At 67.5% G+C, this 12,301-nt stretch carries 12 protein-coding genes; 7 read left to right on the forward strand and 5 right to left on the reverse strand.

What is annotated here, in order from left to right:
• Positions 1-51 precede the first annotated feature (51 nt).
• Positions 52-402 (forward strand): histidine triad nucleotide-binding protein, encoded by a 351-nt coding sequence (locus AC1PLA_RS05740; protein ID WP_481105737.1) that lies wholly within the window; start codon positions 52-54, stop codon positions 400-402.
• A 111-nt stretch (positions 403-513) separates the two neighbouring features.
• Here AC1PLA_RS05740 and AC1PLA_RS05745 read toward each other — a convergent pair whose 3' ends face one another.
• Genes AC1PLA_RS05745 through AC1PLA_RS05760 form a run of 4 tightly spaced genes read right to left on the reverse strand, consistent with a single transcriptional unit; the run spans position 514 to position 4,904 of the window.
• Positions 514-1,047 carry a Slp family lipoprotein gene (locus AC1PLA_RS05745; protein WP_016902527.1) on the reverse strand — a complete coding sequence of 178 codons (534 nt, stop codon included), beginning with the start codon at positions 1,045-1,047 and terminating at the stop codon, positions 514-516.
• On the reverse strand, positions 1,044-2,996 hold the full coding sequence (locus AC1PLA_RS05750) for a transglutaminase TgpA family protein (protein WP_481105738.1): 1,953 nt from the start codon (positions 2,994-2,996) through the stop codon (positions 1,044-1,046). Before AC1PLA_RS05750 ends, AC1PLA_RS05745 begins: the two co-directional genes overlap by 4 nt.
• Positions 2,989-3,945, reverse strand: a complete 957-nt coding sequence (locus AC1PLA_RS05755; RefSeq protein ID WP_481105739.1) for a DUF58 domain-containing protein — start codon at positions 3,943-3,945, stop codon at positions 2,989-2,991. Before AC1PLA_RS05755 ends, AC1PLA_RS05750 begins: the two co-directional genes overlap by 8 nt.
• 5 nt (positions 3,946-3,950) lie before the next feature.
• Entirely contained in the window at positions 3,951-4,904 is a 954-nt protein-coding gene (locus tag AC1PLA_RS05760; protein ID WP_016902524.1) for an AAA family ATPase, read from the reverse strand.
• A 36-nt stretch (positions 4,905-4,940) separates the two neighbouring features.
• Here AC1PLA_RS05760 and AC1PLA_RS05765 point away from each other — a divergent pair, with 36 nt between their 5' ends.
• Genes AC1PLA_RS05765 through AC1PLA_RS05775 form a run of 3 tightly spaced genes read left to right on the forward strand, consistent with a single transcriptional unit; the run spans position 4,941 to position 9,618 of the window.
• On the forward strand, positions 4,941-6,782 hold the full coding sequence (locus tag AC1PLA_RS05765; protein WP_481105740.1) for an ArnT family glycosyltransferase: 1,842 nt from the start codon (positions 4,941-4,943) through the stop codon (positions 6,780-6,782).
• A gap of 8 nt (positions 6,783-6,790) precedes the next feature.
• Positions 6,791-7,786: a glycosyltransferase gene (locus AC1PLA_RS05770; RefSeq protein ID WP_349782869.1), complete on the forward strand. Its 996-nt coding sequence runs from the start codon at positions 6,791-6,793 to the stop codon at positions 7,784-7,786.
• Positions 7,786-9,618, forward strand: a complete 1,833-nt coding sequence (locus AC1PLA_RS05775; RefSeq protein WP_481105741.1) for a hypothetical protein — start codon at positions 7,786-7,788, stop codon at positions 9,616-9,618. The genes AC1PLA_RS05770 and AC1PLA_RS05775 overlap by 1 nt, the downstream gene beginning before the upstream one ends.
• A gap of 103 nt (positions 9,619-9,721) precedes the next feature.
• Here the strand turns inward: AC1PLA_RS05775 and AC1PLA_RS05780 are convergent, their stop codons facing one another.
• Positions 9,722-10,297 carry a Maf family protein gene (locus AC1PLA_RS05780; protein WP_481105742.1) on the reverse strand — a complete coding sequence of 192 codons (576 nt, stop codon included), beginning with the start codon at positions 10,295-10,297 and terminating at the stop codon, positions 9,722-9,724.
• A 110-nt stretch (positions 10,298-10,407) separates the two neighbouring features.
• On the opposite strand from AC1PLA_RS05780, the gene AC1PLA_RS05785 reads away from it, so the two are divergent.
• From AC1PLA_RS05785 to AC1PLA_RS05795, 3 genes are all read left to right on the forward strand, one after another.
• Positions 10,408-10,917, forward strand: a complete 510-nt coding sequence (locus AC1PLA_RS05785) for a YceD family protein (protein ID WP_024938451.1) — start codon at positions 10,408-10,410, stop codon at positions 10,915-10,917.
• Positions 10,918-11,014: 97 nt separating this feature from the next.
• The gene (rpmF, locus tag AC1PLA_RS05790; protein ID WP_003483870.1) at positions 11,015-11,209 is read left to right on the forward strand and encodes a 50S ribosomal protein L32; all 195 of its coding nucleotides are present in this window, start codon (positions 11,015-11,017) and stop codon (positions 11,207-11,209) included.
• A 90-nt stretch (positions 11,210-11,299) separates the two neighbouring features.
• Positions 11,300-12,277, forward strand: a complete 978-nt coding sequence (locus tag AC1PLA_RS05795) for a beta-ketoacyl-ACP synthase III (protein ID WP_024938452.1) — start codon at positions 11,300-11,302, stop codon at positions 12,275-12,277.
• Positions 12,278-12,301 lie beyond the last annotated feature (24 nt).

Here is a 12,301-nt window from a genome sequence, read left to right on the forward strand (position 1 = left end):
TGCGCGGTAAGCTCTTGCCAATCCCTAATGACCAATCCCCAATCCCCACCCATGACCGACACCATCTTCGGCAAGATCATTCGTCGCGAAATCCCGGCCAACATCGTCTATGAGGACGACGAGGTGCTGGGCTTTCAGGACATCGCACCGCAGGCGCCGGTGCATGTGCTGTTCATTCCCAAGCAGCATGCGATTCCCACGCTGGACGATGTGCCGCCGGAGCAGGCACTGTTGGTGGGCAAGCTCGCAATCGCTGCAGCGTCGTATGCACGCGAGCAGGGGCTGGCGCAGGACGGCTATCGCATCGTGATGAACTGCCGCGAGCATGCCGGCCAGACGGTGTTCCATATCCATCTGCATCTGCTGGCCGGTGCGCCGTTGGGACGGTTCGGCACGCCCTGACCTGGTCGCTTGATCGAGCGCATTAGCGCCTGTTCGAGCAGCCGCATCGCATAAACAAAAACGCCGCTCCCTGCGAGCGGCGTTTTTGCGTGTCACTGACTCAGCGGTCGATTACCACCAGCCGCGGCCCCAGCCCCAGCCACCGCCCCAGCGCGGACCCCACGGGTCGCCCCACGGGCCGTACGGGTAGGCCGGCACCACATCCACCTCGCGCACGACCGGCCACAGGTAGACCACGTCGGCATTCACCTTGGGCAGCTTGTAGTCGTACTCGCCGATCTTGGTGGTTTCGTAGCCTTCGATCTTGCCGATGAAGGTCACTTCGCGGCCGGGCTCGAACACGGCCGGGTCGTAGAAGCCCGAGCGGCAGGCCAGGAAGCGGCCATCGCTGGCGTCCACGGCGTTGCGGTCCGGACGGCCGCTGGCATTGAGCGGACGCGAGATCAGCTCGAAGCAGGTCTGGCCCTGCCCGGGCTTGGTCTGGATGATCTTGCCACCCCAGCGCACCGACGTGCCGACCTGGGCGCTGGCGGTGGAATCGCTCGGACTGACCGTAGGGAACTGACCCTGCAGCGGCTTGGGCGCGGTGGCGCAGGCGGCGAGCCCGAGCGCGGCGACAATGGGAAGAAGAAAGCGGGTACTCATGAGGAAGCTCCGGTTCGCGGGCGATGCTGCTGCAGATCTTTGAGGAGTGAGGCGCTGTCCGAATCAGCGCCAGCGTAGCGCGCGGCAGCGAAACGTTGGCTGAGTGCCAACAATGCCGGATTCGGGTGTGAACGGGCGACACGTTGCGCCCAGGCGATGGCCGGTTCGTGCGGTTCGCGGGCCAGGCCGAGCTTGTCGTAGCGGCGGCCCAGGCGATGCCAGGCGCGCAGCAGCGGGTCGCGCTCACGCTCGCCGCGCGCCAGCAGCCAACCCATCCACGCCAGCGCGCTGACCGCAAACACGCCGAAGATGGTGGCCAGCTGCGAGCTGTCCAGGCGATCGATGCCGAAGGGTTGCAGCAGCCGCTGCTGGCGGTCGGCATCGAAGGACAGCACCAGATCGTTCCAGCCGCGGCGCAGCAGGTCGCTGACCTGGCCCAGGCTGGCCCACATGCCGAGCTGGGCAAAATTGTTGCCCGCGCCGACCTGCACGCGGTCTTCCAACGTGTCGTAGATACGTTCCGGCGCCACCGCGGCGGTGGGGTCCACCCGCACCCAGCCGCGCCCGGCCAGCCAGACTTCGGTCCAGGCATGCGCATCCATGCGCCGCACCACCCAGTAATTGCCGAAGCCGTTGTAGGTGCCGCCGGCATACCCGGTGACCACGCGCGCGGGGATGCCGGCCGCGCGCATCAGCACCACGAACGAAGAGCTGAAGTGCTCGCAGAACCCGGCCTTCTGCTGGAACAGGAATTCGTCGACGCTGTTGCGGCCAAGCAGTGGGGTATCCAGGGTGTAGGCGAATTCGCGGGTGATCCACTGCAGCGCGCGCTGCACCACGGCATCGTCGTTGCTGCCGGCTTCCGCGCGCCATTGCCGTGCCAGCGCGAGCGTACGTGGATTGAAGCCCGGCGGCAGGGCGAGGGCGCGCTTGCGCAACTGGTCCGGCAGGTCGGTGTCGAAGCGTGCCGGTGGCGCCGATTGCAGCTCCCAGCGGGTCAACGCACTCAATGGCCGCTGCGCGAACAGTTCGTAGTCGGGCGACAGCTCGGCATTGGCCACCGCCTGCGTGGGCAGGTCCAGCGACACCAGCTGGCGACGATCGGTGGGCTCGTAGTCCAGGCGATAGCGATAGCGCTGCGGCCCGGCGGTGACCGAGGCGGGTTGGCCGCGGCCGGTCCAGCGCGCGCGCTGCCAGGTCCGGCCATCGAAGTCCCACATCACCGGCCCGCGCCAGTAGCGTTGCTGCGGCGGTGGCGCCTTGCCGGTGAACTGCACGCGCAGCGCCGGGCTGTCGTCGGCCATCAGGTCGATCCATTCACCCGGCGACATGTTGTCCGACAGGCCCGGCCGCGACAGCGCGCGCTCGGGCACGCCCCACAGCGGCGAGCTCAGGCGCGGCAGCAGCCAGAACGTGGCCAGGGCCAGCGGCACGCCGATGGCGACCAGCTTGCCGATGCCGCGCAACTGCATCCGCAGCGCCGGCGTGGCGGTGCGGTGTTCCTCGTCGGCCAGCCGCTGCATGCTCAGCAGCGCGCTCACCACCGCCAGCAGCGCCAGCCCCATCGTCGCCGGCCCCTGGTCGAGCAGAAACGCCGCGAACGGGGCGAACAACGCAAAGCCGAGCAGGCTGCGGGCATCGCGCAAGGTGCGCAGCTCGGAGGCCTTGATCGCCAGCATCGCGGCCAGCACCGCGCAGCCGGTGTCGCGGCCGAAGCGCATGCCGATCTGCCAGTACACCGCGCCCAGCATCGCCACCACCAGCAACAGCCGCACCGGTGCCATCAAGGTGCCGCGCCAGCTCAGCACGCCGACCAGCACGGCGGCCACGGCAATGGTGCCGGCGAGCAGGCCGGGCAGCTGCAACAGCAACGGCACCAGTGCCAGCCAGCTGGTGACCAGCACCCAGGCGCGGCTGGCCTGGGTGATCGGGACGGACGGCTCAGTCATGGGGAAGCAGGGCCAGGGCGCGCAGACACAGGTGATGGTGGGCCGGACCTTGTGCAGGCCCCAGCGGCGGTTGGCCCGGCAACAACAAGCGGTAGCGCCGCCCGTCGCGCTCGGCCAGGTTGACCCAGCGGGCAAGCCGCGCGATGCGGCGCTCGTACGGCAGCGCATTGAGCGTGCGCCAGTCCAGCGTGACTTCGATGCCCAGCGGCTGCTCGTATTCGCGCACCAGCAGGCTGTCGCGGCGTGCCGAATGCTTCCAGGAAATCGTGCGTGGCGCATCGCCGGCGCGATACGGGCGCAGTTGGTGCAGCTCCTCGCCTTGCGGGTGCAGGCGGGTCTGGTTGGGCGAACCTGCGCCCTCGGGCAATGCCGGCCCCTGTTCCTCGGGCCTGGGATAGGCCAGCAGCGGTGTCTCCGGCCAGACCCACGACCAGGCGCGCACCAGCCCCAGCGGCTGGGTGCTGGACAGGCGGATGCGTTCAATGTCCTGCCAGCCGCGCCGCTCGGTGGGCACCGGCAGGTCCACCTCGGCCATGTCGTGCTCGAGCAACGCACAGAAGCCGCTGCTGTTCAGATGATCCAGGCGCAGCCCACGCCGTGCGCGGCTGTCGCGACGTGCCAGCGACACCCGCATGCGCAACGGTTCGCCGGCGACCACCGGTTCGGCCGACACCGCCTCGATGCGCAGCGCCGATAACTGCAGGTGCGCCATGATGCTGCTGGCAATCCCGGCGGTGGCCAGCAGCAGCGCCAGCAGCAGCGCCGGGTTGTTGTTGTAGTTCAATGCGCCCAGCAGCATCGCCAGCAGCAAGGCGGTGACGAACAACCCGAAGCGCGTCGGCAGCACGTAGATGCGCCGCCGATCCAGCACGATCGGCAAGGCCTCCGCGCCCCGCGGGCGCGCCAGCAGGCTGAGTCGGCGGCCAATGCCGCGCACGTGCGCATGCACCTGGATCAGTCCACCGGCACGCTGTGCAGCAGCGCCTTGGCCAGCGCCGGCCCGGACGAGGATTCGGCCTCCGGCACCAGCCGGTGCCCGGCCACCGCCACGAACAAGGCCTGCACGTCTTCCGGCAGCACGTGCTCGCGGCCGAGCAGCAGCGCGTAGGCCTTGGCCGCGCGCAGCAGCGCGATGCCGGCACGCGGCGACAGCCCCACGCGCACCCCGGCGTGCTGGCGGCTGCGCAGCAGCAAGGCCTGCACATAGCCGATCAGCGCATCGCTGGTATGGATCTGGCCCACCACCGTACGCAGTGCCACCACGTCGGCATCGCTGAGCTGCGGTGCGGCCTGGGCGATCAGCTCGCGCCGATCCACGCCCGACAGCAACGCGCGCTCGGCGTCGGCGCTCGGGTAGCCCAGGCTGAGCCGCAGCAGGAAGCGATCCAGTTGCGAATCCGGTAGTGGAAATGTGCCGGACAGATCGACCGGGTTCTGCGTGGCGATCACGAAGAACGGCTCCGGCAACGCATGAGTGACGCCGTCGAGCGTGACCTGCTGTTCGGCCATGGCCTCCAGCAGCGAGCTTTGCGTACGCGGCGGCGCGCGATTGATTTCGTCGGCCAGCAGCACGTTGGTGAACACCGGGCCGGGATGGAACTGGAACTGGCGCGAGGCGGCGTCGTAGACCGACACGCCCAGCACGTCTGCCGGCAGCAGGTCGGAGGTGAACTGCACGCGCTGGAAGCCCAGCCCCAGGCTGGAGGCCATCGCGTGGGCGAGGGTGGTCTTGCCCAGACCGGGCAGGTCTTCGATCAGCAGATGTCCGCCGGACAGCAGTGCCACGAACGCCAGGCGCACTTCCTGCGCCTTGCCCAGCAGCAGCGAATTGACCTGGTCTTGTGCGCGCCGCAGCGATTGGCGCAGCGCATCGGTTAGCATTTCCGTGGAACGCAGCGGTGTCGACATCACAATTCCGTAGGTGGAAGAAGAGTGCACAGGGCAATGCAAGGGGACCAACGCGCACATCGCACCTTCGTGATCCTGTGGACACTGGCGACGGCCGTCAAGCTGTTGATTGCCGCGCGGCTGCCGCTGTTCGTCGACGAGGCGTTCTACTGGCAGGAAGGCCAGCATCTGGCCGCCGCGTATTCGGATCTGCCGGGCATGACCGCCTGGCTGGCGCGGCTGGGCGTGGAACTGGGCGGGCATCATCTGCTGGCCCTGCGCCTGCCGTTTCTGGCCATTGCCGCGCTGATTCCCTGGTTGATCGCGCATATCGCCACGCGCTGGTTCGGCTCCACGCTGGGCTGGCAGGCCGGCAGCCTGACCCTGCTGATGCCGCTGTCGGCAACGCTCGGCATCCTGGCGGTGCCGGATGTGCCGATGGCGCTGGCGGCGGTGCTGTGCATGGATGCCGGCGCGCGGTTGCTGCGCGAGGTTGATGCCACCAGTGCGCTCGAGCTCGCCATCGGCCTGGTGATCGGCGCGCTCAGTCATTACCGTTTTGCCGGGGTGATCGGGGTGGGCTGCATCGCGCTGCTGTGCATTCCGCAGGGGCGCGCGGTCATGCGCGACCCGCGCATCTGGATGGCGCTGACGGTGGGCGCGGTGAGCTGGCTGCCGCTGCTGTTCTGGAATACCGAGCATGACGAGGCCGGGCTGCGCTTCCAGCTGGTCGACCGGCATCCCTGGCGCTTTCAGATCACCGGGCTGTGGTTCTTGCTGATACAGGCGGTGCTGGTGACCCCGCTGCTGGCCTGGGCGATGCTCAAGGTCGGCCTGGCCGGCACGCGTACCGGTGGCGGTTCGCGTGCGCAATGGCGGTATTTCGGCCTGCTGGGCGGGATTTCGACTGTGGCGATCTTCGTGCTCGGCTTCTTCAGCGATGCCGAGCGGATCAGTTTCCACTGGCCGCTGCCGGGCTACCTGGCCCTGCTGGTGGCGGTGCCGGTGATCCTGATGCGTTGGCCGCATACGCTGCGTCGCGCGGCCTGGGCGATTGCGCTGCTCGGCACCCTGGGTGCGTACGGCTATTACCTGGCGGTGTCGGTACCGTCGATTCGCGCGCATGCGGCCGGCGAAAAATACTATCCGCGCAACTTCGCCGGGTGGAAGGACCTGGCGCGCGCGGTCAAGACCCGGCTCGCGCAGATGCCGCCGGGCACGCGCGTGCTGGCGGAAAATTTCAAGGTCGGTGCCGAGCTGGGCTTTCAACTGCACGATGCCAACGTGGAAGTACTGCGCGCGGAGTTGAACGACAAGCACGGGCGCAGCGCGCAGCTGCAGCAGTGGGGACTGCTCAGCGACGGCACGCGCGCCGGGCCGCGGCTGCTGGTGCTCTCGCCCAGCGATCAGCGTTACCGCGACCTGTTGAAGCGCTACCACGACATCTGTGAGATGGTCGGGCCGCTGCCGCCGCCCACCGTGGTGTCCACCGATCACGGCTACCAGCGCTTCCTGCTGTTCGCGCTGCCGGCGCAACGCCAGCCCGGGCCATGCATCGCTCCGGCGATGGCCTGGATCGACACGCCGCTGCCGGACGTGCGCGTGTCCGGGCAGGTGCAGGTGCGCGGCTGGGCATTCAAGGATGGCGTCGGGCTGTCGCAGGTGGAGCTGCTGATGGACGGGCGCCCGGTCGCGCAGGCCGAGTACGGCACGCCGCTGGATGTGCGCCCGTATTGGAAGATCTCCACCGACCCGCAGCACCCCAACGTCGGTTTCAACGCCACCTTCGACACGCATGCGCTGCCGCCGGGCACGCATTGGCTGGGACTGCGCCTGCATGGCCACGACGGCAGCGTCGAGGACTGGTGGGAACAGCCCATCACCGTTTCCGCACCTTAGATCACGCAATGACCGACGCCATGACTGTTGTCCCTCCCGTGCCTGTGCCCGGGATCCGAATCGCCGTGCTGGTGCCCTGCCATAACGAGGCGGCGACGGTCGCCTCGGTGGTCGCTGCGTTTGCCGCTGCCTTGCCGGGCGCGGCGATCCATGTGCTGGACAACAATTCCAGCGATGCCACCGCGGCGATCGCCGCGGCGGCAGGCGCGCAGGTGTGCCGCGTGGCGCTGCAGGGCAAGGGCAATGTGGTGCGGCGTGGATTTGCCGATGTGGAAGCGGATATCTACGTGCTGGTCGATGGCGATGCGACTTACGACGCGGCCGCCGCACCGGCGCTGGTGCGCAAGCTGATCGACGAACGCCTGGACATGGTGGTCGGCGCGCGCCGCGATCAGCAGCAGGCTGCGTATCGGCCGGGTCATCGCGTCGGCAACGTATTGCTGACGCGATGCGCGGGTCTGCTGTTCGGACGCAGTTTCGACGACATGCTGTCCGGCTATCGGGTGTTCTCGCGGCGCTACGTCAAATCCTTCGCTGCGCATGCGCAGGGATTCGAAACCGAAACCGAACTGGCCGTGCACGCATTGCAGTTGCGCATGCCGGTGGCCGAGGTCGAAACCGCCTACGGCGTGCGCCCGGAGGGCTCGCAAAGCAAGTTGAATACCTGGCGCGATGGCTGGCGTATCCTCACCACCATTGCCAAGTTGTTCAAGGCCGAGCGGCCATTGTTGTTCTTCTCCATCGGCTTTGTGCTTAGCGCCACGTTGTCGATCGTGCTGGCGATTCCGTTGTTCGAAACCTATTTCCAGACCGGGCTGGTGCCGCGGTTTCCCACGGCGATCCTGTGCGTGGCGCTGATGCTGCTGGGTTTCCTGCTGCTGGCGTGCGGGCTGATCCTGGACACGGTCACGCGCGGACGCGTCGAGGCCAAGCATCTGGCGTATCTGGCCGAGCCGGGTGTCGCCACTGTTGTGGCGCCGCGTGCGCCTGGAGCTACCCGCTGATGGCAGCCATCGCGACATCGACGCCGGTGGGCCGGCGACAGCGGCTGTTGGGCTGGGCCGATCGCCATTTCGGCTTTCATTCGCCACGCCAGATCGCCGCGGCGGTGACGGCGGTCGTGCTGCTGGGCGCGCTGCTCTCGCTTGGGCTGGGCCAGGACGCCAACTGGGACCTGCGCAACTACCACCTCTACATCGGCGACGCCTGGGCACACGACCGGCTGGGCGTGGATCTGGCGCCGGCGCAGATGCAGAGTTACTTCAGCCCGTTGCTCGATGTGCTGCATGCGTGGCTGATGCTGCAGCTTCCCGGGCCGGTGGCCGGGCTGCTACTGGGCGCCTTGCATGCGCTGGTGTTCGTTCCGGTGGCTGCAGTGGCATGGCGCGTATTGGCCGGGCAAACGCGGCGCGCGCAGTGGGCACCGCTGCTTGCAGTGGCCGGCATGTGCAGCGCGGTGTTTCTGTCCGGGCTTGGCGGCACCATGGGCGACACCGCCAGCGCGATCCCGGTGCTGGCCGCGCTGGCGCTGGTGTTGTCGGCGCAGGCGCGGGCGCGGCAGGGCACGCATGCGGTGCATCGATGGGCCATTGCCGGCGCACTGATCGGCTTGGCCGTCTCGCTCAAGCTCACCAATGCGCTCTACGCGTTGGCGCTGGTGCCGGCGGTCCTGTGCGATGGCGGGCGGCTGCGTTCGCGCGTGCTGGGCCTTGGCGTGCTTTCCGGCGTTGCGGCGCTGGTGGTGGTGCTGGTGGCCGGGCCCTGGTATTGGCAGGTCTGGCAACACCTGGGCAATCCGCTGTTTCCGCAGTTCAACGGAGTCTTCAAATCGCCGCTTGCGCAGCCGGTGTCGATCGCCGATGTGCGGTGGCTGCCGCGCAATTTCGGCGAGCAGCTGATCTGGCCGCTGCTGTTTACCTTCAAGCCGCAGCGGATCGGCGATCTCGGTCTGGTGCAGGCCGGTTGGGCGGTGCTGTATGCGGTGACGCTGGTCGCTGCAGGACGCAGCGTGCTGCGTCGGCCCGTGCGGCAGGTCGGGCTGGATCGCTCCGCCGTGGTCCTGCTGGTGTTCTTCGGCGTTGCGTACGCGCTGTGGCAGGCCATTTTCAGCATCCATCGCTATCTGGTGGTGCTGGAGCTGCTTGCACCATTGCTGCTCTGGATCATGTGCCGGCACGCATTCGCCACACACGCCGATCGCAAGGCGGCCTGGCTGATCGGGCTATGCGCCCTGGTCGCGGTGGTCGGGTGGAAGGATTGGGGGCATGAAGCCTGGGCACGCGACAGCTTCCAGGTGCAGCAACCAATGATGGGCGAACCTGCCGCCTCCGCGGTGTTGCTGGTCGGCGACGAGCCGCAATCCTGGCGGGTGCCGCTGCTTCCGCGGCAGGCGCGTTACATCGGTGTGGCGACGAATATCGCCGAGACCGACCAGTACCGGCAGCGCGTGCGAACGCTGATTGCCGAGCGGCCGCAGCTCTACGCCATGCTGGGCGCGGCGCGCGACAAGCAGCAGCTGCGGATCGACCGGATGAATCGCTGGGCGCAGCAACTGGGCTGGAGCGTGCAACCGCAATGCACGCGCCTGCGCTGGTTGATCGCACATGGTCTGCGTGCCGAACTGGATGCATCGCAGCCGGGCCGCTGCGTGCTCCACGTTGCCAAGGGCAGGGCGTTGGACATCGCCCCCGCCGACCGTGCCGTGCGCGAGGCCGCGCAGCAGCGCCTGGCCGCGTACGGGCTGACGCTGGACCCTGCGCGTTGCCGCACGCTGTCCTCGCGCGTGGGGCAGGCCGATTATCCGTATCAGTTCTGTGAGCTGACTCGGCCCGATTAGGGCTGCGTGCGTGGGTGCAGGGATTGGGGATTCGGGATTCGGGAGTTTTGCTCGTGCCCGATCTTTCCGTGCGCGGCCTTCACTCCTGGCCGTACTGCAATTCTTACGGGATCTCGAACCCCGCCTGCCGCAGCAGCCGTGCCAGCGCGATCAGCGGCAGACCGACCAGGGCGGTGGGGTCCTGCGAGCGAATGGCGTCGAACAGGCTGATCCCGAAGCCCTCGCACTTGAAGCTGCCGGCGCAATCCAGCGCTGGCTCGGCGGCCAGGTAGCGGTCGATTTCGGCTGGCGGCAGCGGGCGCAGCTGCACTTCGGTCAGGTCCAGCGCGTGCGTGGTGCGGCCAGGGCCGACCAGGCTCACTGCCGTATGGAAGCGCACCACGCGGCCGGACATCGCGGCCAGCTGCGCATGCGCCCGCTCCAGCGTGCCCGGTTTGCCCAGGGCCTGGCCGTCCAGGTCGGCGACCTGATCCGAACCGATCACCCAGGCGTCGGGCGCCTGCGCAGCCACCGCTGCTGCCTTTTCGGCAGCCAGTCGGCTGGCCAGCGCGTCCGGGCGCTCCCCAGGCTGCGCCTGCTCGTCGACCTCCGGCCGGGCGGTGGTGAAGTCCAGGCGCAGCCGGCCGAGCAGCTCGCGCCGATAGACAGAAGTGGAGGCAAGAATCAGGCGTGGCATCATGGGGTGCTGGGCAGGACGGGCAGGGGAGTCTGCCAGCCTTGGCGCCTTGCGAGGCGCGTGAATAGGGGCATTTGACAGGGCGTCGGCGGATCTTTAACATTCTGCGGCTTATGTCCGCGAACGTACCCGAAATGCTGGATGCTTGGCGGATGGTCGCAGCGCGCAGGCGCTTCGATGGCCGCATCCCGCTCTCTGCGATGACCCGCCTGCAAGGGAGCTTGGTCGATACCGAGGGCGAGTGTGTCTATTCGCTCCAGTTCGATCATGACGACCTGCTGAAGGTCGCCTATGTCGAACTCAGTGTCGATGTCGAGCTTCCGCTGGCCTGCCAGCGCAGCCTGCAGCGTTTTCTGTATCCGGTGCAAATCAGACAGCGTCTTGGTCTGATCCGTGACGAAGCCGACGAAGCTGCGTTGCCGGCCGAGTACGAAGCCTTGCTGGTGCCGGAAGATGGCATGCTGCGGGCCGCGGATCTGGTCGAGGACGAGCTGGTCCTGTCGATACCGGTGGTGCCGATGGCGCCGGGCAGCGAGGCGGTCGAGGCCGAGTGGGTTCCGACCCAGGAAGAGCAAGACAAGGCCAGTCCGTTCGCGGCGCTGGCAGCGTTCAAAAAACAGTAACCGCCGCTGTGAAGGGCGGAAAGACAGGTCGGCGCGGGCGTGAAGCGTCCTGTTCGACTCGACAGACAAGTTATCGAACTTAAGTTGGAGCAATCCCATGGCTGTGCAGAAATCCCGAGTTACCCCGTCGCGTCGCGGCCAGCGTCGTTCGCACGATGCCCTGACCGCCAAGCAGCTGTCGACCGATCCGACCAGCGGCGAGATCCATCTGCGCCACCACATCACCGCTGACGGTTACTACCGCGGCAAGAAGGTGATTGCGACCAAGTCGTCGGCCGTCCAAGAAGATTGATTCGTGGCACCCGGCGCGTTCGACGCCGCTGGGTGACCCTCGCTTCTTCCGGAGCCGCCGATCACCGCGGCTCTTGCAACAGGGAACAGTATGAGCAAGCGGATCTATTCCAGAATCGCGGGCACGGGTAGCTATTTGCCCGAAAAGGTGTTGACCAACGACGACATGTCCAAGATCGTCGACACCAGCGATGAATGGATCTTCTCGCGCACTGGTATCCGTGAGCGTCACATCGTCGCCGACGACCAGACCACCAGCGACCTGGCGTATTTCGCTTCGCTGAAGGCGATGGAAGCGGCCGGCGTCACCGCCGACGAGCTCGACCTGATCGTTGTCGGTACCACCACCCCGGACCTGATCTTCCCGTCCACGGCCTGCCTGTTGCAGGCGCGGCTGGGCAATGTCGGGTGCGGCGCGATGGACGTCAACGCCGCCTGCTCGGGCTTTGTCTACGCGCTCAGCGTGGCCGACAAGTTCGTGCGCAGCGGCGATGCCAAGACCGTGCTGGTGGTGGGCGCAGAAACCTTGACCCGTATCGTCGACTGGACCGACCGCACCACCTGCGTGCTGTTCGGCGATGGCGCTGGCGCGGTCGTGCTCAAGGCCGACGAAGACACCGGCATCCTCAGCACCCATCTGCATGCCGATGGCAGCAAGAAAGAGCTGCTGTGGGATCCGGTCGGCGTGTCGGTGGGCTTCGGCGAAGGCAAGAACGGCGGCGGCGCCTTGCTGATGAAGGGCAACGACGTATTCAAGTACGCGGTCAAGGCGCTGGATTCGGTGGTCGACGAGACCCTGGCCGCCAATGGCTACGACAAGCACGACCTGGACTGGCTGATCCCGCACCAGGCCAACCTGCGCATCATCGAAGCCACCGCCAAGCGGCTGGATCTGCCGATGGAGCAGGTGGTCGTCACCGTGGATCGCCACGGCAATACCTCCTCGGCCTCGGTGCCGCTGGCGTTGGACGAAGCGGTGCGCTCCGGCCGCGTGCAGCGGGGTCAATTGCTGCTGCTGGAAGCGTTCGGTGGTGGATTTACCTGGGGCTCGGCGCTGCTGCGCTACTGAGTTCCGCAGGCAGCGCCGCGTCCG

It is taken from the genome of Xanthomonas sp. NCPPB 1826, from assembly GCF_056725285.1.

Excerpts from the sequence above, each read along its gene's own strand:
- AC1PLA_RS05740 (WP_481105737.1), top strand. The coding sequence starts at position 52 with ATGACCGACACCATCTTCGGCAAGATCATTCGTCGCGAAATCCCGGCC.
- AC1PLA_RS05745 (WP_016902527.1), bottom strand. The coding sequence starts at position 1,047 with ATGAGTACCCGCTTTCTTCTTCCCATTGTCGCCGCGCTCGGGCTCGCC.
- AC1PLA_RS05750 (WP_481105738.1), bottom strand. The coding sequence starts at position 2,996 with ATGACTGAGCCGTCCGTCCCGATCACCCAGGCCAGCCGCGCCTGGGTG.
- AC1PLA_RS05760 (WP_016902524.1), bottom strand. The coding sequence starts at position 4,904 with ATGTCGACACCGCTGCGTTCCACGGAAATGCTAACCGATGCGCTGCGC.
- AC1PLA_RS05765 (WP_481105740.1), top strand. The coding sequence starts at position 4,941 with ATGCAAGGGGACCAACGCGCACATCGCACCTTCGTGATCCTGTGGACA.
- AC1PLA_RS05770 (WP_349782869.1), top strand. The coding sequence starts at position 6,791 with ATGACCGACGCCATGACTGTTGTCCCTCCCGTGCCTGTGCCCGGGATC.
- AC1PLA_RS05775 (WP_481105741.1), top strand. The coding sequence starts at position 7,786 with ATGGCAGCCATCGCGACATCGACGCCGGTGGGCCGGCGACAGCGGCTG.
- AC1PLA_RS05780 (WP_481105742.1), bottom strand. The coding sequence starts at position 10,297 with ATGATGCCACGCCTGATTCTTGCCTCCACTTCTGTCTATCGGCGCGAG.
- AC1PLA_RS05785 (WP_024938451.1), top strand. The coding sequence starts at position 10,408 with ATGTCCGCGAACGTACCCGAAATGCTGGATGCTTGGCGGATGGTCGCA.
- rpmF (WP_003483870.1), top strand. The coding sequence starts at position 11,015 with ATGGCTGTGCAGAAATCCCGAGTTACCCCGTCGCGTCGCGGCCAGCGT.
- AC1PLA_RS05795 (WP_024938452.1), top strand. The coding sequence starts at position 11,300 with ATGAGCAAGCGGATCTATTCCAGAATCGCGGGCACGGGTAGCTATTTG.